The following is a 22,691-nucleotide window of genomic DNA, read 5'->3' on the forward strand; positions in this document are numbered from 1 at the left end:
TTGAATGAAATATGTTTACAAAAATTTTGATTGCCGAAGATGAGGATAGCGATAATTTAGGTATTGTTTCTGCCGTTAGCGAATTCACCAAAGCCCATGTTGATACCGCGCAGTTCTGTGATAAAACACTGCTTAAACTAAAGAATGCTATACACAAGAATACTCCTTATGATTTATTGATTACCGACCTTTCTTTTGTAATAGATTATAAAAAGCACCACATTACAACGGGTAAACAACTTATCGAGGAAGTAAAGAAAGTACAACCTAGTATTAAGATCATAGTCTTTACCGGAGAAAAGAAACCCGCTATAATCAAATCCTTTTTTACAAACCATAAAATCGATGGATATGTTTGTAAAGGTCTTTATGGATTAACTCAATTGGTTCAAGCTATTACAGCAGTAGATCAAGGTAATATATACACCTGCCCGGTATCTAAAGATGCGTTACATCAAAAAAATGTATTACAACTAGATCAATACGAAATACAACTTTTAAAATTACTGGCACAAGGATATAAACACGAAGAAATAAGTCTATATTTAATAGAAAACGACATTGAACCCAGTAGCAAACGATCTGTAGAAGATAAAATACGAAAACTACGAGATGATTTTAACGCCAAAACCAATATACAACTTGTATATATCGTAAATCAATTGGGGTTAATTGATTGAATTATCTACACATAACCTATAAAATACTATCCCTTGTGGCTTATCACAAGGGATTCTTTTTTCATAGTCATAATTTTGGGGCGTTATTAATCTTAAAACTTTATAAAATGGCAAGAAATGAAAACACAAACACAACTGGTGGAGCATGGACGGATCAAGAAAAAAATGACGTCTGGAAAAAAGGTAAAGTAATTACCGGATATTCTTCTGACACATGGAGGACTGATAAATGTGGAAAAACAATGAAATGGGATGATCATGGAGATAGAGATTCTAATTATGGTTGGGAAATAGACCATATTGACCCCGTTTCTAATGATGGTAGTGACGATATCATTAATCTTCAACCTCTACATTGGGAAAACAATCTAAACAAAGGAAATCAAACTGATTGGAGTTGTCCTAGTTAAGTTTTAAATGGAGTAAGTGATATTTTATTTGGGATAAAGCTTGTTTTGGGGTAACGAGCCGTATAGACCTTACAGGTATCGATACCTGTGAGGTCTTTTCTTTTGAATATTTCGATGCTCTGTGGAAAACCACAAGGGATTGGTCGGTGAGGTTGGTAAGTTTGGGGTGTATTAATCTTAAAGTTGTAAAATATGTCCAGAAAACCTAACACTAATAGAGATGGTAGAACATGGTCTGAAGATCAAAAAAGAAAAGTTTGGAACGACGGGGGTGTTTCCATTCTAGGATTACCGGTAAACGAATGGAAGAATGATAGATGTGGAAAAAGAATGAAGTACTCAGAACATGGTAATAGAAATTCAATCCATGGCTGGGAAATAGATCATATCAATCCTGTTTCTAATGGAGGAAGTGATGAGTATATAAATCTCCAACCTTTACATTGGAAAAATAATTTAGACAAAGCCGATAAACGCTTTTGGAGTTGTCCATGATAAATAAATATCTAGATTAATTTATAGAATCAAAAGTAAAAAATAATTAAACAAAATATATTATGAATAAACACTACTTACAATCTCAAATTAAATCAACAGGAACCGCCTATCTTTTTTATTTCTTACTCTTTGGTAGTCATTATGCTTATCTAGGGAAATGGGGGCTACAATTCCTATTCTGGTTTACGTTTGGAGGTTTAGGAATATGGTCATTAATAGATCTGTTTACTATGTCTGATAAAGTATCTAAACACAATTTCCCAATTTTTAAAAGAATTGAAGAAATAGAAAATAAGGAAAAAGAGTTCGATCAAGAAAAACAAATTGCAATGATAGCTGCAATTAAAAACTAAAGAAATGAAAAAAATTATTCCATTTATATTAATGATATTATTATCTAATATTATCATATCACAAGGTCAAAAAACAGAACCTAATCAAAGTAATGCCGAGATCTTTTCGTTTAGATCGGGTTCTTTAATTGAAAAACAGTTTAAAGAAGTTGGAAAAGTCGGTAAAACTGAAATTAAAATAGTCAAACTAACTGATATGATTTCAGGAGAATCTGTAAGTTCTTTGAGGATTCAACGCGCGTTTATAGGGAAATATAATTCCGATACTAAAATTGCCTCATTGGATACTGATGAAATTGATGCTTTAGTTAAGTCAATAGAAATAATACAGAAACAAGTTTTTGATTTTCCTCCAGAAAATTATACTGAAATATCATTTAGAAGTAGAAGCGGATTTGTAGCAGGTTGTTATTGGAGCAAGGATAGTTGGAAACCATATATCCAAATCAAAAAACATGATGGCAAGTCACTATTAACTATAAGTAAATCAGATTTCTTAATCTTACTTGAACTTCTCAAACAAGCTAAAAATGAATTGAACTAGCCCATGGAACTAAACAACCAACTTAAGGCTCTAGCCGATAAGATCGAACAGCTTAAAGATCAAATAGAAACAGAAGAATCAACTAAACATGCTTTTGTATTACCTTTTATAAACCTGTTAGGGTATGACAGTTTTAATCCCACAGAAGTGGTACCAGAGTTTACCGCAGATCTTGGATTAAAAAAAGGTGAAAAGGTAGATTATGCAATATTTCATGATGGTAATCCTGTGATCATTATTGAATGTAAAAACTGGAAAGAAGATCTTGATGTACATAACTCACAACTAGCAAGATATTTTCATGTTACACATACGAGATTTGCTTTGCTAACCAATGGTATTGAATATCGATTCTATACAGATCTTGATGAAACCAATATCATGGATGAAAAACCTTTTCTAGAATTCGATATCACAAACCTTAAAGAGAATACCATTCATGAAATCTCAAAGTTTCACAAATCAAATTTTGACATTGATAAAATAGTAAATAATGCCAGTTCTTTAAAATTCACAAAGGAAATTAAGAAACTAATCAATGTTGAGTTGCATGAACCTTCTTATGACTTTGTACGATTATTTGCAGGACAAGTATACTCAGGTCGTCTTACAGAACGAGTAATGGAAGAGTTTACAGAACTAGTAAAAAAAGCATTCAATCAAACCATTAGTGAGCGTGTTAGTGATCGTCTAAACTCAGCCCTGAATAAAGAAGTTGAAAAGCAACAGGAAGAAGAACTTGAAGAGGAAGAAGAATACAGTAAAATTGTAACTACAGAGGTAGAACTAGAAGGATACCGAATTGTTGTAGCCATTTTACGGAGGAAAGTATCCATAGATAGAATCGTGCATCGAGACACTCAATCCTATTTTGGAGTTTTACTTGACGACAATAATAGAAAGCCTATTTGTAGACTTCACTTAGATAATAATAAAAAGTATATCACCCTTTTTGATCAAGACAAAAAAACACAACGTGAGCAAATCGAATCCGTTGATGACATCTATAATTTTGAAGAACAATTGCTTCAAACTGTTGATTACTACGAACAAGAATAATAAAATCGTACCCTATGAAGAAACTAATATTCCTAATCGTATTTATTTCTGCATCGTACCAATGCAACTCTCAAAGCACCGAAACAAGTCTCTATCTAAAGGAAGAATTAATAAGACAAAGAGATGACCTATTAAAACAAGCGCAAGAAATACAAGCAAGAATTGATGCCATAGATAAAAAGCTTGGTAACAAAAGTCAAACTACAAATCAGGTTCAATACTTTACAAAAAATGCAAAATACGATGATGGTAGTTATTCGAGATCCATAGAACGTCAAAGTAGTAAGCAATATAAAACAAGAACTACTAGAACATATTATCAAGGCCCGAGAGGTGGTTGTTATTACATAAATTCTAATGGTAATAAGACCTATGTAGCCAGGAGTATGTGTAATTAATAATTATTATCTCTAACTTTAATCAACTTAAAACTAATCGAATGATAAGAAATTACATAAAGTACTTATTTATATCACTTTGCTTTTTATCATTTACATCAGATCAAAAAGTACCTAAGGAATTCTTTGCCAAAGTAATTGGTGTTAAAGATGGAGATACCATCGAGGTCTTATATAAAAAAGAACCTATCATTATTCGATTAGAACATATCGATTGCCCAGAGAAAAAACAACCTTTTGGACAAAAAGCAAAGCAGTTTACGTCAGATTTTTGCTTTGATAAAAAAGTAAAAGTTATTTCAAAGGGTAGATTCGATAGATACAGAAGGCTTATCGCTGTTATTGAATATAAAAATCAAAGTTTAAATAAAGAGTTAGTTTCGAATGGGTATGCATTACACTTCAAAAAATATTCAAAAGATTCTACCTATAGTAATTTAGAAGATCAGGCTAGACTTCTTAAAAAAGGAATGTGGTCTCAAGAAAAATTAATAGAACCCTGGTTATTCCGTAAGCGAAAAACAACAAAGAAAATAAATTAACAATTCCAAATCATGAGAAAAGTGATCAGTCCTTTAATTTTTATGTTTTATATTCTTGGCTGTGGTCAAGGAACTTATAGCCCAAATAAAGTAGAAAATGAGAAAAAATTCTATTACCCAAAAATGAATGATAAATTTTGGAGAACATATAAACCTAACTTAACTGGTGCTGAAGGTTGGATTAAAAAAGATTGCATAAATAAAGAGTTTGTTGGACAAAATGTAATTGTTTTATTCGAAGCTATAGAACACTTTAGTTGGGGAAATTATAAAGGCCATTTACGAGTGAAGGTGATTGAATCTTCGAAAGAAATTTATATAGATTTTAAATGTTTCAAGCCAAATTATGAGAAAGGAGAATGGTTAGGCCCTAAATTAGAAATACCTTCATACAAAAGGTGATCTTGATTAACAAAACTACTCAACCATGAAAAAAATAATACTAGTCCTACTAGCACTTCTCTACTGCTCTGCATATGGCCAAGAGCGAAAAAAGGAAAAGAAAGAAAGTGAAAAACAGGTCTACATATGTAACAGCATGAAAAGTGAACGTTATCACTATAAGAAAGATTGTAAGGCTATTCAAAGATGCCAGGATACCATTGTAAAAATTTCGCTCAAAAAAGCCAGAAATATCTACGGAAGAACCGTTTGCGGATTTGAAACATCTAGAGAAAGCTCTTATAAATCAAAAAATGAATAACCCGAACCATAAAAACCATCTTGATAACTTTACGTCATAATTTTCTTTAGACATATAAACATTTTTAAGTTATTAATAATGTGCAATGATAATAGATGCTAGCTTCATTTTTCGGGACTGGGGATTTGTTGTTATCCGTATCTGAGGGCTGAGCGGAGCCGAAGCCCCGCTTTCACTTCGGCTACGCTCAGTGAGCGCTACCTTTTATTATTGTTTGGGCACTTGTACGAAGCCTGAGCGGAGTCGAAGCCCCGCTTTCACTTCGGCTACGCTCAGTGATCGCTACCCTTTATTATTGTTTGGACCTCCTTCGAAGCCTGAGCGAAGTCGAAGGCTGAATATCGTTGAAGCCAATGTGTTTCATTTTGACAATTAGCCAAATCATGTAAAGCCTCGACATCCCCACGCATCAACGCCTCTTTCTTAGCTCTACTCCAGCCTTGTAGTTGTTTCTTAATATCCAAAATTCGTCAGTTCGAGTGCTTCGACCCAAGGAGAAGTGTATCGAGAACCACTTTTTTTGGAAGTATTAAAACCTATTCTCGATACATCTCGATTACCATCGAGATACTCGAATTGACGGTTTTAATTTTTACTATTTAGTAAAACACCATCCTTGTAGTTGTTTCTTAATATCCAAAATTCGTCAGTTCGAGTGCTTCGACCCAAGGAGAAGTGTATCGAGAACCGCTCATTTGGAAGTATTAAAACCTATTCTCGATACATCTCGATTACCATCGAGACACTCGAATTGACGGTTTTAATTTTTACTATTTAGTAAAATACTAAACAAGGATAACACATGCCAGTTTCATTTTCCGGGACTGGGGATTATTTGATCATCTGTGGGCTGAGCGTAGTCGAAGCCCAGCTTTCACTTCGGCTACGTGTTTCCTGAGCCTGTCGAAGGACTCAGTGATCGCTACACCGTATCTTTGTTTGTTTATTCTTCCGAAGCCTGAGCGGAGTCGAAGGCTGAATATCCTCGAGGCCCCCAAAACTCCAGAAAAGAATTCTCCCAATTTTTCAGCAGAATACCACAAAATATAACAAGTATTCACTAAATTTATAAAGCACCATATTTTACTACTAATTACCTCGGTAATTGCATATCCGATCTTTGCTGGCCATCAAAAATCAATACTTATGAAAGCCACTAAGAATTCAAGAAAATCCCGTACGAAAAGAAGAACTTCAGAAAAACACCTTTTTTTTAATAAAGGTGAAGAAGGAGGTTTTTTTTCTCAATTTCAAGAATCAGAGTCTCCTTTTTTTAGCACTTACGATGTTTCGATGGTTGATAACCCCCTTGTGGGATTAAAAAGAGGTGATGGTTTGGTTTTTGGAACATGGGGATTACGTCCCAGAGTACAGCTATTACAACAACGACTAAACGAAAAAAGCGGGAGTTACCTGGCTATAGACGGCATGTTTGGTGCAAAGACAGGTAAAGCCCTTACTTACTTTAAAAGTATGCTTGGTGTTATCGATACAGGGTATTCAGATATATCTACTTTAGAAACACAATCACTTGAGGGCACTGGTGCTACCTACCCCGGCTTTGGAGGAGAGTTAGAAGTTGTAGATCCGTATACGGCTGATGCGCTTCAAAACAATGCCAAAAAGAAATGTGATCCTGATAAAAAAATGCCTTTTTTCTTGGGTAACGGTGGTGGTATACAACATAATAGCAAGACAAAAAGTAAATTTTGTGTAGTAACGCACAGAAAGGCTATAGTGAAAGGGACTTTTGATAGAGGAGTAAATAATGATACAAAAGCTAGTCTATACCTTACTTGGGAAATTGATGGTAAACTAGAATCAGTAATGGCTGAACCCATAAAACTGAGTAAAAACGGTGTAACTAATATCAATGTCCCTTTTACGTTTAGTAACCTACCTAGAAAGCTAAACCTGGCAAGATTACACTTTATCTATACTCGTGATTCTGAAGGTAATCAACATAATAATTTACATGGCAACGGAACCATTTTTAATAAGCCATAAGATTAAATCCTTTGACCATCATAACCAGCATATATAAACTTTTTGTACCTTCCTAAATAGGTAATACCAAAACCTTAAAGTAGTTTAGCCAGACTTATATGATATACAATGACTAAAGAGACTGAAAAAGAAATAAAACAGCATAGCCAAGAGCTTACAGAACATTTCTTTAGGAATGAATACGGAAAAATAGTATCGGTAGTCACTCGATATCTTGGTACTACTAATGTAGAAACTGCAGAGGATATCGTACAGGAAACCTTACTAAAAGCTGTAGATCATTGGCAACGAAACGGAATCCCCGAAAACCCACAGGCATGGTTATATACCACTGCAAAAAATCATGCCTTAAATGTTTTAAAACGTAAGCAATACAAAATAAAATATGAGTCTGAAGCAAAATTAAAACATACTCAAACGGCATTACAACAACTAGAATTTTCTAAAGAACAAATCAACGACGAGCAGCTTAAAATGATGTTTGTATGTTGTCACCCTTCTATTTCCGAAAATTCTCAGATCACCTTGATCTTAAAAATTCTTTGTGGATTTAGTATTACCGAGATTGCTAATGCTTTTTTTACCACTACAGAAACGATAAACAAACGATTGGTTAGAGGGCGAAAACAACTAAGAGATGCCCAGATCTCTTTTGAGATCCCTAAAAACATCAACGAAAACCTTGATATCGTTCTTAAAACCATTTACCTACTTTTTAATGAAGGCTATAGCCCTTCTCAACAAAACAAAGTGATACGCTATGACCTCTGTCTAGAGGCTATTCGGCTTACAGAGATTTTAATACACCACAAAAGCATCACACAAAAATCAGATGCCTATGCCCTACTGGCGCTCATGTACCTTAATGCTGCACGTTTTGATGCCCGTAGTGAGAATGGTATCCTGGTCGAAATGCATAAGCAAAACAGAGAGCATTGGAACGCTACCTTAATCAATAGAGGTATGCATTATCTTAATCAAACCACCAAAGAAGGCCATCTTTCTGTATATCTCATATTGGCTACTATTTCGGGGCATCACTGTATTGCCCCTAGTTTTGAAGACACAAACTGGACAGCTATCCTTACCCTTTATGATCACTTACTAGCGCTGCAAGACACTCCATTAGTGCGATTAAACAGAAGTATTCCTCTAGCCAAGGTACAAGGTAGTATGGCAGGTATACTCGAATTACAAGAATTAGAACGTACTTCAGATATTGGTAATCATTTTCTATTTCATGCTACCTTGGCAGAATTTTATATACAAGAAAACAGTACTGCTAAGGCCAGAGCATGTTTGCAAAAGGCCATTTCGTTGTCTACCAATACAAGGGATATTGAACAATTAGAAAAAAAATTACACAAAATTGTCCCTATTGCATAAACTCGATTGTTGTAAGGGTATAAATCATTAAAAAATAAACGATGAAAGAATTTATGTTATTTATTAGAAGCGAAGAAGAACCAAAGGCAGACCTTTCTCCCGAGCAGTTACAACAACACATCGAAAAAGTGGGTGGCTACATCAAAGGATTAATGGAAGAAGGGCGAATGAAATCGGCTCAACCGCTGGAGATGGAAGGTCGTATCTTATCCTACAAAAACGGAAAGATTATCGATGGTCCCTACAATGAAACCAAAGAAATCATCTCTGGTTACTATCATTTATTAGCGAAAGATCTGGACGAGGCTATTGAAATTACTAAAAGAGACCCAAGATTCGAAGAAGGAATTTGGCGTATCGAGGTTCGACCGATTAAAAGAGTTGAAGGCATTAATTAAAACCATCTGGTAAACCTAAATCATACACTATAAAAATCCCCGTAATCTTATCTGATTAACGGGGATAATTTTTATTATAATAAGAGTTCTATATAAGAATAAGACTAAGGAAAACCGTCAAATCGAGTGATTTTTCGCAATGACCTCTCGACTTTGCTCGAGGGGCAATAGAAAAATTGTATCGAGATTCGGTTTTTCAACCAAAAAATCACTATTCTCGATACAATCCTCCTTTGTCGGATTACTCGAATTGACGTGATTTTTTATACCGAACTCACATTAAAGTTACAAAGGTCTAAAGATATAACAATGAGCACTTAGACTCTGGTTACATCAAATGAAATATAAACACCTCCCGAATTCGCATACCTGCTCTGGGTTATTACAATCTGCATCTACAACACATTCTATACTCGATTTTCCTTTGATGTGTTGTTGTTCTGTCTTACTGAGTTCTGTAACTCCTTCTAGATTTAAAACTTTGTGTAACATCGTATATTTATATATTGATTACTATGAATACCTAACGATATTTAATGCCTTTTAGGTACTGGATTTCTATACTTTAACAATCTTTTAATCAAATTATGTTAATTTATAGGCATGACGTTAAAATCTACAATCAGTACTTATATTACCTCTTAAAAAATACTTAATATTTAGAAAAATATCATTTGGTATACCTCTATTTTCGGGTAATGTTTGTATGTTTAACAATCGTTTTTATCGCAAAAGCTAATATACATAAATATCAACACTATTGATTATAAAGTACCCCTAGATAATGCAAAAAAAAGTAATGAAAAGCACGATTAGGTCTATTGGCCTACTGCTTCTTTTTGTTTTTTGTACTTCTCAGTCAAACTATGCACAACACTATGTGCTTAATGATGATATACCCGAAAAAGCATTTCTAGACGATACCGTACTATTCATTTTTCAGGATACTATAGGGCATTTATCGTTTACAGAGATTAGTGCCGATGGTTTTCAGCATCATTTTACTCCGAGAAAGAAAGACTATATCTATGATAGTGATGGGACTATATGGTTAAAATTTACCATCGAAAACAGATCTGATAAAAGAAAAGATTTTGTACTCTTTACCAATGACTGGGATGTACAGTTTTTTTCTAAAAATGCTGCTACCGATTACTTTAAAGAACGCCAAGGTGTATTACCAAATACCTTTAATAACAAATTATATAGCGGGGAGAATGCAGACGGTAAAATCCAGGACTACCTCGTGCCCAATGCTACAAGAACGTATTATATAAAGATGCCCGGGGTATTAGTCGATGTTGCCTTTAAAAGTTTTGATTTTGTATACATAAGTGATAGTGCGGTGGTTAAAGAAAAGGCATTATTCGATTTATGGAGTAGCAGTATTTATGTTGGAGTACTGTTTTTAGTACTACTAGCCAACTTATACCTGATGATCACCGCTTTCAAGAAAAGCTATATTTTTTATGCATTCTATAGCATAAGTCACGTATTGTTTTTTACAGGGTATTATCAGATCCCTACGCTATTATCCTTTCAATGGCCAATTTCGCATAGTATATTTCTTCCTATAACGGCTTCTCTGTATCTGTTGTTTGTATATAATTACCTGAACATAGATAAATACAATAAGATCGTGAGCATCATTTTTAAAGGCTACATCGTGTTGGCGGTAATAGCAGTGGTTGTTCTTTTATATCTGGGGCTAACCGATATGGTGGCGTATTATAGTATATTACCCACGATCAATATTACCAACCTTGGCTTTCTGGTGATCAGTACGTTTTTAATTATAGTGATTCCGGGTAAATTTAAATATTTTATCCTGTTGGGGAGTGCGTTCATTGCCATCGGGGCTACGGTCACATGGATCACACAGTATAATGATGCCATGACACAGACATTTTCGTATTCCGTTGCCGGAAATGCAATAGAAAAAATTGTATTCTTATTTGGTATTTTTTACCTGCACAACCAGGAGCGAATTGCAGCCAGAGCCAAATTGCTTTCTGCACAGAAACAGCTAGAATTAAGTACGCAACAGCTTAATAACTTCTCAAATTCGATACGAGAAAAGAATAAACTTATTGAAGCTTTTGAGCAACAGATTATAGACTCTTCGAATTCGTTGCCACAAAAAGAGGAAAATCTACAACAATTAACCAAATCCATTATACTCACCGAAGATGATTGGGTAGATTTTAAAAAACTCTATGAAGAAGTACATCCTAATTTCTTCTACAACTTAAAACAGAAACATCCCAAACTCACCAATGCAGAGATTCGATTGATTGCATTGCTAAAATTACAATTATCGAATAAAGAAATTGCAGGGATGTTAGGGATTAATACCGATAGTGTAATTAAAACCAAATATCGTCTTAAAAAGAAGATTTCTGATATCGAAAATAATGACTTAGAAACTGTGATCGAAAGATTATAAATGCAATCTACAAGCATTTTGTTATTTTCTTGTCCATCCTAGACCCCCTGTGTTTACTGTGTTTTTATAATTGTCCATGGTTTTGTCCACCCCTATTTCTGGGCTTAGGTTGCTTTGTTTAATAGTTTAGCTGCAACAAAAAACCAAGTACAACAATTAAAACATAAATCATGAAAACCAAGTATTTTAAACACATGCTATATATCGTATTAGCTAGCACACTCGTAGTCACCTCATGTAGTAAAGATGATGATCCATTACCTATACCAACAGAAATAGAAATAAATGATGACCTCGATGTAGCCGACGGAATCGGAAAAGATGATTTGGCAACGAATAAAGGAGAAATTGGGATCATTATAAATGCTCGTAATGTGGCCAAAAAAGGGGTATTGCCTGTAACTGCCGAGGTAAAGATTGATGCCACAGAAGGTGACTATTCTAGAACACTCGATATCAATAAATTTACGAATATGGCAAGCATCTCTTTTCTGATCGATGAGTTGTCTGATGCCGCTATTGCAGAACTAAAAGAAGGGATATCTATACTCGTAGACATTAAAGATGAAGCGGGCAAAATAATACTTACAGAAAGCTTTTCTAAAGTTTCTTTTAAAGAAAATGGAACACCAGTAAACATAACAGCGAATGCACTTACAGTAGAAGAGAAACCTTTGTCGTTTAACCCAGAAATTCCTTATTATTTTCAATTAATTTTGGATAACGAGCTATCCGACCTAACCATAACTACTGCAATTGCTCCAAATATATCATTATACGCTCCGAGGTATAGACAAAATTCATTCAACTCGACCGAGAACATAAAATCTCAATACTATTTAGCTCCTGTACCCGGAAAAAATTCGACATTTTACATTCGAGAGGTTGGAACCAACTTTTATTGGTCTGCGGTACCTCTTAATAATTTGGTATATTTTCAATATGAAGAATTGACGGATATAAGCCTTGCAAACCAGGCACACGAATTTATTATCGAAACCAATGCATCTGGTAGTGTTTCTATCAAGCATGAAGGCTCTGGCCATATCTATAGAGCAAAAGATACGGGAGCAATTCCCAATCACGTCGCTTTAATAGGCCTGGAAAATGAATACTATGATATCGCCGAATTCAGAATTATCCCGGCAACCATACAATGGGAGGTGAGCGATTTTGGCACAACAGAATTTATGAAACCTATTCTTCCGGCAGCAGAAACCTCTTTTGGGTTTAATAGTACTTTAGTAAATTGTAGTCAAGGTACATTAGAACAAGAAGTCGGCGGAGAAATAAGTGAAGAAACCAGTACTACGGTAGGATGGGAAGAATCTATCGAGTTGAGCTCAGAAAGCACATATGAAGTATCTACTTCTGTAGAGGCATCGGTATCGGCAAGTTACTTTGGCTTTGGGGCAGAAGTATCGGCATCGACTTCTTCTAGCCATAGTGTCTCTAGAGGAATGACTGCATCAAATGCAGGTTTTGGAGATCGATCTACTTCAAAAACCCAAACTTTTTTTAGTAGTCGTACAATAGAGGTACTTCCTAAAACAGCAGTATTGGTGTATGATGCCTATCAAACCTATTCTAACGTGATGGTCTCATTTGTAAAACGTTTTAGAGTAAGAGGAAAAGACATAAGAACAAATACCGATCTAACCGGTAATGAAATAGAATCTCAATTTAGTTTCAATAACTTTAATGGTGTTATTACCGAGGTCGGAAGTGATTTTGTAGAAGTGACCGTTCGAGGAACCATGAAACTGGATAACCTTATTGAAACACAAAGCCAAGTTAGTGAAGTAGAAAGTACCTGCAACTAAGCTACCCCTGTATACGTAGTTCATACTTGGTTGTTAAAGCGGTAGTAGTTCTATGAATTGTTGCCGCTTTACTTCAACAAAACTCTTTCACCCTTGTAAAATAAACTACTACATGATCAAAATCTGTAGTAGTTTATTCATGTTTATCGTCAACTTATTGATGTTTTTCCACAGCTAAAATCAGGTAAACTAACGTATAGTATTTATGATAAGTTTAATGTATTCTTCACATTTTTCATTCGTGTTTTAAGCTATCTTGTTTAGATAAACTTTTAAAACCCAAACATTATGAAACATGTATTTTTACTCGCATTTTTTTTAGCATCTATTACTGTATCTGCTCAATGTGGTACAGGTTGTACTATCTCTGGATCTAGTGTTATCCCACTCAATACAAATAGAGTATACAGTGTTCCTGCATCTTCGGGGTTTAGCTATTTTTGGTCGGTTACCGGTGGATTATCTATAGTTGGATCTAATACCGGATCTTCGGTAACGGTAAGAGGATTAGGTAGCGGAACATTATACATTACCAAATTTAAAGCAGGATCTGCTCCTTGCTGTGCTTCAAAAAACATTGTGGTTAGTAGTAACGTATGCGGGTTAAGTATTAGTAGAGTTACTCAGCTTAATGCTTCTGGAGAGGATAATGTAGCCTTTTTTACAGTTCCTACACTACAATCAGGATGGTCGGTTACCAGCAGTACATTTACGGTCACTCTTGATTCGGGTAGTGTTTCGACATATACTGGTAGTCTTAACCCTAATGGTTATCCACAAATCATAATCCCTGTTCCATGTGTACCTCAAAGTGGTCGTGTAGATAAAGTAAGTGTATCGGTTACTGCTTCGTCGGGTGCTAATTCTTGCACAAGAACGGTAGTGACAGACTTTTTATCTGTATGCGGTACAGGAGGAGGTATTGGCATTGGATTTAGCATTCATCAAACAAAAGATCAGCTTTCTGTGACTACCAATTCTGATGAAACTTTTGATGTTGCTGTATATGACCTCAATGGAAATTTAAAATTTGAAGCAAAAAATAGCATCAATACTACCTTTGCTACTAAATCATTGTCTAATGGTATTTACATTATAAAGACCAGCAATAAAAAAGGCGAAGTACAAACCAAAAAGGTGATTATACAAAAATAAAGCGTCACCTTAATGAACAATAACATAGCGTGGGTTTTCTACGCTATGTTATTATATATAGAACTCAATTTTTATCTTCCAAACTAGTAGTATACTAAACTTCATAATTCGAAAAAATTTAAATTAGTATGGATTTTTTCATTAACTTTAAAATCATAAAACTTTATTAATCAACTTACTACAATAAAGTTTTTTTTGTTTTTTTTACCTAAAATGCGAAGCGATCTAATATCCTCGATTGGATATTAATGAAAATTAACCTTACACACACTCTTGGGCAAAATTAAAACCAACTCATCGTATGTCTTCAAACCCTTCTATTGCCATTCGCTCCAAAGGATTTGCAAAAACGTTACGTAAAGATAATTGGTGGTTATACCCTGGTCTTGTAGTTTTTGGGCTTACCGGTTTCTTAATTTATGGATTTTGGTCTGCCTGGCAAGCCGATTTTTATTGGTACAGTGCAGGACAAGAAGGATTTGGCGGGTATTTAGCTCCTTTTTATTCTCCATTACTTTTTATAAAAGAAGGTGTGGCTGGTGCGGCACCTATAGAACACGCTATATTTGGATCATGGCCCACATGGTGGCCTTCGTGGATCCCTCCTTCTCCATCTCTGCTTATATTGGCCATTCCCGGAATCTTTAGATTTACCTGTTATTACTACAGAAAGGCTTATTACAGAGCCTTTACTGGTACTCCTCCGGCTTGTGCTGTGGGAGCATTACCGCGCAAAGGAAAATCGGGTTATAAAGGAGAGACAGGACTTATGCTGGTGCAAAACCTACATCGTTACGCTATGTACTTTGCCATGATGTATATTATAGTTTTCTTTTATGATGCCTATCTATCATTTTTCAGAGGTGGCGAATTGGGTGTGGGAATAGGAAGCATTTTGTTATTAGGAAATCCTATTTTATTAGCCTGTTATTCTTTTGGATGTCATTCGATACGGCACCTTTTAAGTGGTAGTAGAGATTGTTACTCTTGTAGCATGAGCGGTAATATAGCACACAAAAATGGAAAAGTTGTAGGCTGGCTCAATAGACGTCATGAATTATTTGCATGGCTTAGTTTGATTTGGATTATGATTGCGGATTTCTATGTTCGTATGGTTGCTATGGGATATATAACAGACCTCAATACTTGGGGATAAAAGGAACAAACAAAGATGTTAGACATTTCAGAAATAAAAACTATTGAACACGATGTGCTAATCATTGGTGCTGGTGGAGCTGGACTTAGCGCGGCTATCGAAGCTTCATCACTAGGAATGAGCACAGGTATTGTAATGAAATCTTTGCTAGGTAAAGCACATACTGTAATGGCCGAAGGCGGAATGGCAGCGGCATTGGCTAATGTAGATGAGCGCGACCACTGGAAAATTCATTTTAGAGATACCATGCGGGGCGGTAAATTTCTGAATGTATGGCGTATGGCCGAACTCCATGCTAAACTTGCTCCTGTACGTGTACGCCTTTTAGAAGAATGGGGTGCCGTTTTTGATCGAACTAAGAATGGGTTGATTAACCAGCGTAATTTTGGCGGCCATAGATATCCAAGACTAGCCCATGTAGGTGATCGTACCGGATTAGAAATGATCAGAACCTTACAGGATCATGGCATCCATCAGGGAATTGAAACCTATATGGAATGCACCGCTCTAGATCTACTCAAAAACCAAAAAGGAGAAGTCTGTGGGGTTGTATGCATGTGGCGCGAAACCGGAACCTTTGTCATATTTAAAGCTAAATCTATCATTATGGCCACCGGAGGTGGTGGCAAAGCCTGGGATGTAACATCAAACTCCTGGGAATATACAGGCGATGGTTACGCGATGGCCTATGAAGCTGGTGCCGAACTTATGGATATGGAATTTAACCAGTTTCATCCCACAGGGATGGTTTGGCCATTATCGGTAAAAGGTATTTTGGTTACCGAAAGTGTACGAGGTGAAGGTGGAATCCTTCTCAATAACGAAGGAACACGGTTTATGTTTAATTATATTCCCGAGCGGTTTCGCTCAGAAACTGCCGATACCCAGGAAGAAGCAGCACGTTGGCTTGCAGGTGATCCCAATGCGAGACGACCACCAGAGCTGCTAACACGAGATGTGGTTGCACGAGCTATAAATGATGAGGTTAAAGCCGGAAGAGGTTCTGAGCATGGAGGCGCATATCTTAATATCGCCACACAGCGATCTGCCGAAAACATTAAGAAGAAATTGCCATCTATGTACCACCAGTTTAAAGTTTTGGCAGAACTGGATATTACAAAAGAGCCAATGGAAGTTGGTCCAACCTGTCATTATTTTATGGGAGGAATACGAGTCGATGCTGATACAACAATGAGTTCTGTGCCAGGAATGTTTGCATGTGGTGAATGTGCCGCCGGAATGCATGGTGCTAATCGCTTAGGAGGTAATTCTTTATCTGATCTTCTTGTTTTTGGATATTTATCGGGTAAAAATGCTGCTGAATATGCTAAACAACGTGCAACACACTCAGAAATTGATAAAGAACAGGTTAACAAGATAATTCAAAATGCTACGAATATTTTAAATCGTGAATCTGGAGCTAATCCATATCTTTTGCATGAAGAACTAGAACAAAATATGCAGACCAATGTGGGGATTATTAGAACAAAAGATACCCTGGAAACCGGAATTGATCAGTTAGATAAAATCAAAGAGGCATATAAAAATGTTAAAGCTAAAGGGGCAAGCCAATTTAATCCCGGTTGGCATGAAGCACTAGGATTGCGTAATCTATTAATAACAGCTGAGGCAGTGGCACGTGCCGCATTGCTTCGAGAAGAAAGCCGTGGCGCACATACGCGAGCTGATTTCCCAGGAGAGCAAAAGGATTGGCTTAATTACAATATTGTATCTACCAAGGGCATGGACGGAAAAATGCAGCTTATAAAAGTAGAACGTCCTGTCCCGGATTCAGAGTTAGAGCGTATTGCAGAATCATCAATTGAAGACCTTGAAATAGAAATCGTCCAAGAAAGAAAAAAAGAAAAAGCTTGATGTTTTAAAATTAATAAGTAGGAAACAATTATAACTTCTAATTCGAAAAATATGACACTACGTAAATTTCAAATCTACAGAGGAGACCAGGAAACTGGGACGTTGATAAATTTTGAAACAGAAGTAAAAGAAGGAATGGTGGTTCTGGATGTTATTCATAAAATTCAGGCTGAACAAGCCAATGATTTAGCAGTGCGATGGAATTGCAAAGCCGGAAAATGTGGATCCTGCAGTATGGAAATTAATGGAAAGCCAAAATTATCCTGCATGACTAGAATGAATGAATATGACCCTGATGAAACCATTACCATCACACCATTAAAAACCTTTCCTGTAATAAAAGACTTGGTCACCGATGTTTCCTGGAATTATACTCAAAATAAAAGAATAAAACCTGTGAAATTAGCTAGCGAAGCCAAGACCGAAAAGGGCTATGTGATGTATCAGGAAGATGTGGATCGCGTTCAGGAATTTAGAAAATGTATTGAATGTTATCTATGCCAAAATGTTTGTCATATACTGCGTGACCATGATAAAAAGGACGTGTTTATCGGGCCTCGATTCATGATTAGAGTAGCTAGTCTCGAAATGCATCCTTTGGATACTGAAGATAGAATTCCTGAACTTAAAAAAGAATTCGGTTCTGGTATGTGTAATATTACACGCTGTTGCACTGATGTATGTCCGGAGCATATCAACCTTACCGATAATGGTATCATTCCGCTAAAAGAACGTGTTATCGATAGATACTATGACCCTGTCACCATTATAGGGCGCAAGATATTTGGAAAGAAAAAGAAGAAACTCCCTCCTATTAAGCACTAATCACAATATCAGATAAACTCAATCCTGAAAATGTTGTAGACTATACATCTAACAGCGGTTGCATTTGATCTTCCTCAGGTGAAGGTTCAAGCTTAAATTCTTGAATTCCTCGCACACATGCATTCCACCTCAAAATTGCATCTTGATTATCTTCCGGATGGATCTTTTCAGCTTCTTCAAAAAATTCCATGGCATTACGATAGTACTCATAAGCAATATATCTAACCCTAGGTCTGGCTCTTTTTAGTATAGCCTTACCAAAACGCTCTTCTATAATACCCCGATAATAATACCGTTCGTATTCATCGGTTAGTTGGTCACATAGTTCCTTAGCTTCAGAATAATAGGAGCTATTCTCAGCATCAAACTGATCTGTAATTGCTAGAATTAGATATAAAAGAGCAAGTTGATTATCAGGTTCAATAGTAAGGATGTCTCTACAAATACTTTTAGCCTGCCAAGGTTCATTTAGCAGACGATAGTGTTTTGCTCTAGTAATAGCCTTTGGAATAGAATCTTTAGAAAGTGGTTTGAATTGTAGCATAGCGAAAAAATTAATCAATTACGGGAATCATCTAGTACATCAATATACGAATTTATTAGCGGATATTGTAAAAACGAATTTCTATATCCCACATCAGTAACACATTTTAACTAATTGATTGTTAACAATATGATTCTAAAAATGAATACCAAATATATACTATCATACTTAAGTAAAAATAGTGGCGCAATAATATCTAGAAGACAGAATGATGATTGAAGATATAACACTGATTATCATTTTTGTAAATTTAAGAAGCGCAACAGGCGCTTCTCTAACTTAAAACCGTACATAACGACATGTTATCAAATATTAAACTAAAATTAGCCGAAATCTCTGATCTCGATGCTATGCAACAAGCCGGAGACACCCTGTTTGATTATGCTATAAAACCTAATCGCGCCATAGAATTTATTAACGACCCCAGGCATCATATGGTTTTGGCTTATGATAAAGACTTGATTGTGGGGATGGCATCAGGATTTCACTATATACATCCTGATAAAGATCCTGCACTCTTTATCAATGAAGTTTCGGTGATCGAGGCCTATCAAAACAAAGGGATTGGTCGTGCTATCGTAAAATACCTCTGTGAATATGGTAAGAAATTAGATTGCACAGAAGCTTGGATAGCTACCGAACAATCTAATACCGCGGCCAGAAAAGCATATATAGCCGCTGGCGGAATCGAAGATAAAGAGCCTATTGTTATGTATGCTTGGGAGTATTGACCTTAGATACTAAACTTTTATTAACTTTATCGTACTAAAGCTTTATATGAAATAAGCCAGCATTTATTCACACAACAAAAACAAAAAGATGAGAAATATACTTTGGGTAGTAATAATCTTATGTATGACTTTAATGAGTTGTAAAAGCGAAAACAAGCAAGAACAAAAAGAGGATGCAACTAACCAGGCAAATGAGGTGGAAAAAACTGCTTCAGAAGAACCTTCTTCTGTTGAAAAAGAAAAAACTACCAAAGAACCTCTACATTGGGATACGATTGAAGTAACTTCAGCAAACATTGGAGACTTTCCATTCTTTAATGCTCCAAAAGGCTTCGTATACAAGCGCGATAAAACATACGATTACTATAGTTTAGATTTCTATATCAATGGTCATTTTCAGACTATTGAAGGCAAAGTATACATGTCATCTATAGAAATGGAAAGAGATTCGGATGGAAAACGACAACCCTGGAATGAGGTTCTTTTTCGGAAATCATTTGAAGATTATATAGCATCAAATGGTGGACAACTACTTTTTAAAGGAAAAGTGCCCAAAGAAGATGTAAAAGCAGTATCAAAAAAACATGGCGGCACCTATTTATACGAGCATATTATTGGTAACGAAAGCGTTTATCGATCACCAATAAGTATATATGCAATCAATACAGGAGACAAAAGAATACTTGTGCAGTTATGGGCCAGTACAGCCGAAGGGCAAATTGGAGTATTGCAACTACAAGATTTTGAGCAAACTATTACCAAAGTAACCGCCGATGAGATCAAAAAAGAGTTAGATGATAAAGGTTTTATTGCGCTTTATATCAATTTTGATACGGGTAAATCAAGAATTAAAACAGAATCGTATAGTATCATTGATGAGATCAAAAAATTAATGACTACGCACAAGGATTTGGATATCGCTATCGAAGGTCATACAGACAATGTTGGTCAACCCAAAGACAATCAAAAATTATCTGAAAATCGTGCAAGAGCTGTATTAATGGCACTGGTTGACGAAGGAGTTGACGAATCCAGGTTAAGCAGTCAGGGATTTGGGGATACCAAACCGATAGAAAGTAACGATACAGACGATGGAAAAGCCAAAAACAGAAGAGTTGAGATCAGAAAGAAATAAATTTATCTTTTTAAGATACCGCAAAATATTGTGTTTACTTCTAGTTATAAGTACTACTGGATGCAATAAAAAAAACGATACGTTTTCTGAAGATGATATAGAGACCCAAGATTTGTTTATAAAGCTTCTTGATGTAACACATAATAAGGTAAATAAGACCCTTTTGATAGATTCTATTAAAACACATAAATTACCGCCGGCAGACCAGGTAATCAGATCCAATGAATCGGGTGGTTACGTAGATGTTCTCATAAAACTTTCTGAAGAAGAGAGGCGATTAAGTTTTTATCAGGATGTAATGCAATTCTATAGCGTAAGTTCTGGAGAATGTTTTTTACCTTCTATAGATCATAAGTTTTCGTTCGAAGATTTTATGTACAATATAAAACCTTGTCTTGGTAATATCTATTCGGCCATAGAACCCATCTTATCTTCAAAATTTTCTAAGGATTATAAAGTTGATAATCATCTTTTTGGAGAAGTAAATAAGGTACTTCAATTTCATGGAATAGAAATGGGAATGGTTAACTTTTATAATGATCAATTTTATTTTATATTCTTTGACAAAAAAAATAAAAGTAAAGTCTATGCTATTTTTGATTCTTTAGGAATAGAAATTGGAGATGAAAATACTTTGTTTAGAGGTTTTAAAAGATAACTATAACATATATATGCAAAACAACGTAATAAGGTTATTGATCTGTATGCTTTTTATACATATATATCAATATACTAATGCACAACAAATGAAAGACTCGATAATTAACGACAACTCTTTTAAGATTAAAGAAATCCCACTGGATTCGTATCCAGGAAAATACAAAGACGGAAAGCCTTATGAAGGATATTTTAAAAAAGGAGATCGTGAGTTTTATACGGTTGATTTTTATGAAAATGGTGAGCCTAAATACCAGTATTCTATGGATATTTTGGATCAAATGGAGCAAGAAGAATTTGTCTTAGATATTAAATCGACCTATAAAGATGGAAAAATATTTAATGGATCTGAAGTTCTACAATTCAAAGACGGGATCCTTTGTAAAAACTGGAATAATGGAAAACTAGAGAGTTTTACTCAAGACGTTTTTGCGGTGCATTATTATAATCGGATAACTTTTGAAAAAGAAAAAGACGCCATACAGATTACGAATTTGCAAGAGAAAAATTACCAAATTAAGTTGTTTATCGATAATGATGTTTGGGTGATACAATTATTACATAAAGATCAAATATTGGTTCACACCGAAAGTGTTGCTCATGCTGCTATCAACTTCCCTAAAAATAGTATTGTACGACTATATGTCGAAGACAATGTAGAACGAGGATTGGCATATCGTAATATAGATAATTCGAATATTTTAATATCTGAAGCAGATCTAAATACTCATATCCTTAATACATTAGAAACACCTAATTCGAAAGATATAGATATTGCTTTTGATCATTTACTTGATAAATTGATACAAACTCAAGGTTTTTCTATAGAAAAAAAGCATAAAGAAATGCCAGTGATTATTGGTTATTTTGACACTAATGGTGATGGATTGATTAAGGATGGTATTCGATGTATAGAAAATAAGGGCAATACCCTATATCAAATATATGAGAATGGAAAACTCACAAAAGAAGAAAAAACAACGGTAACTGAGTTTCAGGAAGTTTTTTCTAACTATGTTAAAAACAAATAAATTATATTGCTAGAAATATATACAGAAAACTACATTTCGTAAGGATACCGAATAAAAAAGTAATTGAATACCAAAATTAAATATGAAAAAAGAAGATCTAAAAAAATTATCTACTGAAGAACTTTTAAAAAAATCAACAGCCTTAAAAACAGTAACTAGTCTTTTAGCTGGAGTACTTATTGTTTTGTTGGGTGTCACCGTATTTAATTCTATTAAAACCAAAACACTCGATATGTTGCTTGTGATACCTATTGCATTATCGACAATTTTATTTATAAACTACAAACAAATAAAAGATATCAAAACAGAGATTAAATCTCGATAAAAAATGTACT

General features: G+C 35.1%; 25 protein-coding genes. 24 read left to right on the forward strand and 1 reads right to left on the reverse strand.

What is annotated here, in order from left to right:
* Nucleotides 1-11 precede the first annotated feature (11 nt).
* The 19 genes from ABW637_RS16710 to ABW637_RS16800 all read left to right on the forward strand — a co-directional run bounded on the left by ABW637_RS16710 (nucleotide 12) and on the right by ABW637_RS16800 (nucleotide 18,258).
* Nucleotides 12-680 carry a DNA-binding response regulator gene (locus tag ABW637_RS16710; protein WP_367585865.1) on the forward strand — a complete coding sequence of 223 codons (669 nt, stop codon included), beginning with the start codon at nucleotides 12-14 and terminating at the stop codon, nucleotides 678-680.
* Between the two features lie 107 nt (nucleotides 681-787).
* A complete protein-coding gene (locus ABW637_RS16715; RefSeq protein WP_367585866.1) occupies nucleotides 788-1,090 on the forward strand; it encodes an HNH endonuclease signature motif containing protein in 303 nt (100 codons plus the stop codon).
* A 192-nt stretch (nucleotides 1,091-1,282) separates the two neighbouring features.
* The gene (locus ABW637_RS16720; RefSeq protein ID WP_367585867.1) at nucleotides 1,283-1,585 is read left to right on the forward strand and encodes an HNH endonuclease signature motif containing protein; all 303 of its coding nucleotides are present in this window, start codon (nucleotides 1,283-1,285) and stop codon (nucleotides 1,583-1,585) included.
* Between the two features lie 62 nt (nucleotides 1,586-1,647).
* Entirely contained in the window at nucleotides 1,648-1,941 is a 294-nt protein-coding gene (locus ABW637_RS16725; RefSeq protein ID WP_367585868.1) for a TM2 domain-containing protein, read from the forward strand.
* 4 nt (nucleotides 1,942-1,945) lie between these two features.
* Nucleotides 1,946-2,485, forward strand: coding sequence for a hypothetical protein (locus tag ABW637_RS16730; protein ID WP_367585869.1), 540 nt, complete (start codon nucleotides 1,946-1,948; stop codon nucleotides 2,483-2,485).
* A 3-nt stretch (nucleotides 2,486-2,488) separates the two neighbouring features.
* The gene (locus ABW637_RS16735) at nucleotides 2,489-3,544 is read left to right on the forward strand and encodes a type I restriction endonuclease (protein WP_367585870.1); all 1,056 of its coding nucleotides are present in this window, start codon (nucleotides 2,489-2,491) and stop codon (nucleotides 3,542-3,544) included.
* Nucleotides 3,545-3,558: 14 nt separating this feature from the next.
* Nucleotides 3,559-3,942: a hypothetical protein gene (locus ABW637_RS16740; protein ID WP_367585871.1), complete on the forward strand. Its 384-nt coding sequence runs from the start codon at nucleotides 3,559-3,561 to the stop codon at nucleotides 3,940-3,942.
* A 41-nt stretch (nucleotides 3,943-3,983) separates the two neighbouring features.
* Entirely contained in the window at nucleotides 3,984-4,484 is a 501-nt protein-coding gene (locus ABW637_RS16745; protein WP_367585872.1) for a thermonuclease family protein, read from the forward strand.
* A gap of 12 nt (nucleotides 4,485-4,496) precedes the next feature.
* Entirely contained in the window at nucleotides 4,497-4,886 is a 390-nt protein-coding gene (locus tag ABW637_RS16750) for a hypothetical protein (protein ID WP_367585873.1), read from the forward strand.
* Between the two features lie 25 nt (nucleotides 4,887-4,911).
* Complete coding sequence (locus ABW637_RS16755) at nucleotides 4,912-5,187, forward strand: hypothetical protein (RefSeq protein WP_367585874.1); 276 nt, start codon at nucleotides 4,912-4,914, stop codon at nucleotides 5,185-5,187.
* 1,146 nt (nucleotides 5,188-6,333) lie between these two features.
* Nucleotides 6,334-7,194 (forward strand): peptidoglycan-binding domain-containing protein, encoded by an 861-nt coding sequence (locus ABW637_RS16760; protein WP_367585875.1) that lies wholly within the window; start codon nucleotides 6,334-6,336, stop codon nucleotides 7,192-7,194.
* Nucleotides 7,195-7,302: 108 nt separating this feature from the next.
* The gene (locus tag ABW637_RS16765; RefSeq protein ID WP_367585876.1) at nucleotides 7,303-8,580 is read left to right on the forward strand and encodes an RNA polymerase sigma factor; all 1,278 of its coding nucleotides are present in this window, start codon (nucleotides 7,303-7,305) and stop codon (nucleotides 8,578-8,580) included.
* A gap of 41 nt (nucleotides 8,581-8,621) precedes the next feature.
* Nucleotides 8,622-8,978 (forward strand): YciI family protein, encoded by a 357-nt coding sequence (locus tag ABW637_RS16770; RefSeq protein ID WP_367585877.1) that lies wholly within the window; start codon nucleotides 8,622-8,624, stop codon nucleotides 8,976-8,978.
* 799 nt (nucleotides 8,979-9,777) lie between these two features.
* The gene (locus ABW637_RS16775; protein WP_367585878.1) at nucleotides 9,778-11,424 is read left to right on the forward strand and encodes a 7TM diverse intracellular signaling domain-containing protein; all 1,647 of its coding nucleotides are present in this window, start codon (nucleotides 9,778-9,780) and stop codon (nucleotides 11,422-11,424) included.
* A gap of 170 nt (nucleotides 11,425-11,594) precedes the next feature.
* The gene (locus ABW637_RS16780; protein WP_367585879.1) at nucleotides 11,595-13,247 is read left to right on the forward strand and encodes a hypothetical protein; all 1,653 of its coding nucleotides are present in this window, start codon (nucleotides 11,595-11,597) and stop codon (nucleotides 13,245-13,247) included.
* Between the two features lie 288 nt (nucleotides 13,248-13,535).
* Nucleotides 13,536-14,402 (forward strand): T9SS type A sorting domain-containing protein, encoded by an 867-nt coding sequence (locus ABW637_RS16785; protein WP_367585880.1) that lies wholly within the window; start codon nucleotides 13,536-13,538, stop codon nucleotides 14,400-14,402.
* A 301-nt stretch (nucleotides 14,403-14,703) separates the two neighbouring features.
* The gene (gene sdhC, locus ABW637_RS16790) at nucleotides 14,704-15,558 is read left to right on the forward strand and encodes a succinate dehydrogenase subunit SdhC (RefSeq protein WP_367585881.1); all 855 of its coding nucleotides are present in this window, start codon (nucleotides 14,704-14,706) and stop codon (nucleotides 15,556-15,558) included.
* A gap of 15 nt (nucleotides 15,559-15,573) precedes the next feature.
* The gene (locus tag ABW637_RS16795; RefSeq protein WP_367585882.1) at nucleotides 15,574-17,433 is read left to right on the forward strand and encodes a fumarate reductase/succinate dehydrogenase flavoprotein subunit; all 1,860 of its coding nucleotides are present in this window, start codon (nucleotides 15,574-15,576) and stop codon (nucleotides 17,431-17,433) included.
* Between the two features lie 51 nt (nucleotides 17,434-17,484).
* Nucleotides 17,485-18,258 carry a succinate dehydrogenase/fumarate reductase iron-sulfur subunit gene (locus tag ABW637_RS16800; protein WP_367585883.1) on the forward strand — a complete coding sequence of 258 codons (774 nt, stop codon included), beginning with the start codon at nucleotides 17,485-17,487 and terminating at the stop codon, nucleotides 18,256-18,258.
* A 40-nt stretch (nucleotides 18,259-18,298) separates the two neighbouring features.
* Here ABW637_RS16800 and ABW637_RS16805 read toward each other — a convergent pair whose 3' ends face one another.
* Nucleotides 18,299-18,802, reverse strand: a complete 504-nt coding sequence (locus tag ABW637_RS16805; protein WP_367585884.1) for a hypothetical protein — start codon at nucleotides 18,800-18,802, stop codon at nucleotides 18,299-18,301.
* A 299-nt stretch (nucleotides 18,803-19,101) separates the two neighbouring features.
* Between ABW637_RS16805 and ABW637_RS16810 the strand changes: the two genes are divergently transcribed.
* The 5 genes from ABW637_RS16810 (at nucleotide 19,102) to ABW637_RS16830 (ending at nucleotide 22,681) form a co-directional block, all read left to right on the forward strand.
* Nucleotides 19,102-19,533, forward strand: coding sequence for a GNAT family N-acetyltransferase (locus tag ABW637_RS16810; protein WP_367585885.1), 432 nt, complete (start codon nucleotides 19,102-19,104; stop codon nucleotides 19,531-19,533).
* Between the two features lie 88 nt (nucleotides 19,534-19,621).
* Nucleotides 19,622-20,668, forward strand: coding sequence for an OmpA family protein (locus ABW637_RS16815; RefSeq protein WP_367585886.1), 1,047 nt, complete (start codon nucleotides 19,622-19,624; stop codon nucleotides 20,666-20,668).
* Nucleotides 20,625-21,326 (forward strand): hypothetical protein, encoded by a 702-nt coding sequence (locus tag ABW637_RS16820; protein ID WP_367585887.1) that lies wholly within the window; start codon nucleotides 20,625-20,627, stop codon nucleotides 21,324-21,326. The genes ABW637_RS16815 and ABW637_RS16820 overlap by 44 nt, the downstream gene beginning before the upstream one ends.
* Before the next feature lie 88 nt (nucleotides 21,327-21,414).
* Complete coding sequence (locus tag ABW637_RS16825) at nucleotides 21,415-22,356, forward strand: hypothetical protein (protein ID WP_367585888.1); 942 nt, start codon at nucleotides 21,415-21,417, stop codon at nucleotides 22,354-22,356.
* Between the two features lie 82 nt (nucleotides 22,357-22,438).
* Nucleotides 22,439-22,681 carry a redox-active disulfide protein 2 gene (locus ABW637_RS16830; RefSeq protein ID WP_367585889.1) on the forward strand — a complete coding sequence of 81 codons (243 nt, stop codon included), beginning with the start codon at nucleotides 22,439-22,441 and terminating at the stop codon, nucleotides 22,679-22,681.
* The last annotated feature ends 10 nt before the right edge of the window (nucleotides 22,682-22,691 follow it).

Source organism: Aquimarina penaris, assembly GCF_040786285.1.
In the GTDB taxonomy this organism is placed as follows: Bacteria; Bacteroidota; Bacteroidia; order Flavobacteriales; family Flavobacteriaceae; genus Aquimarina.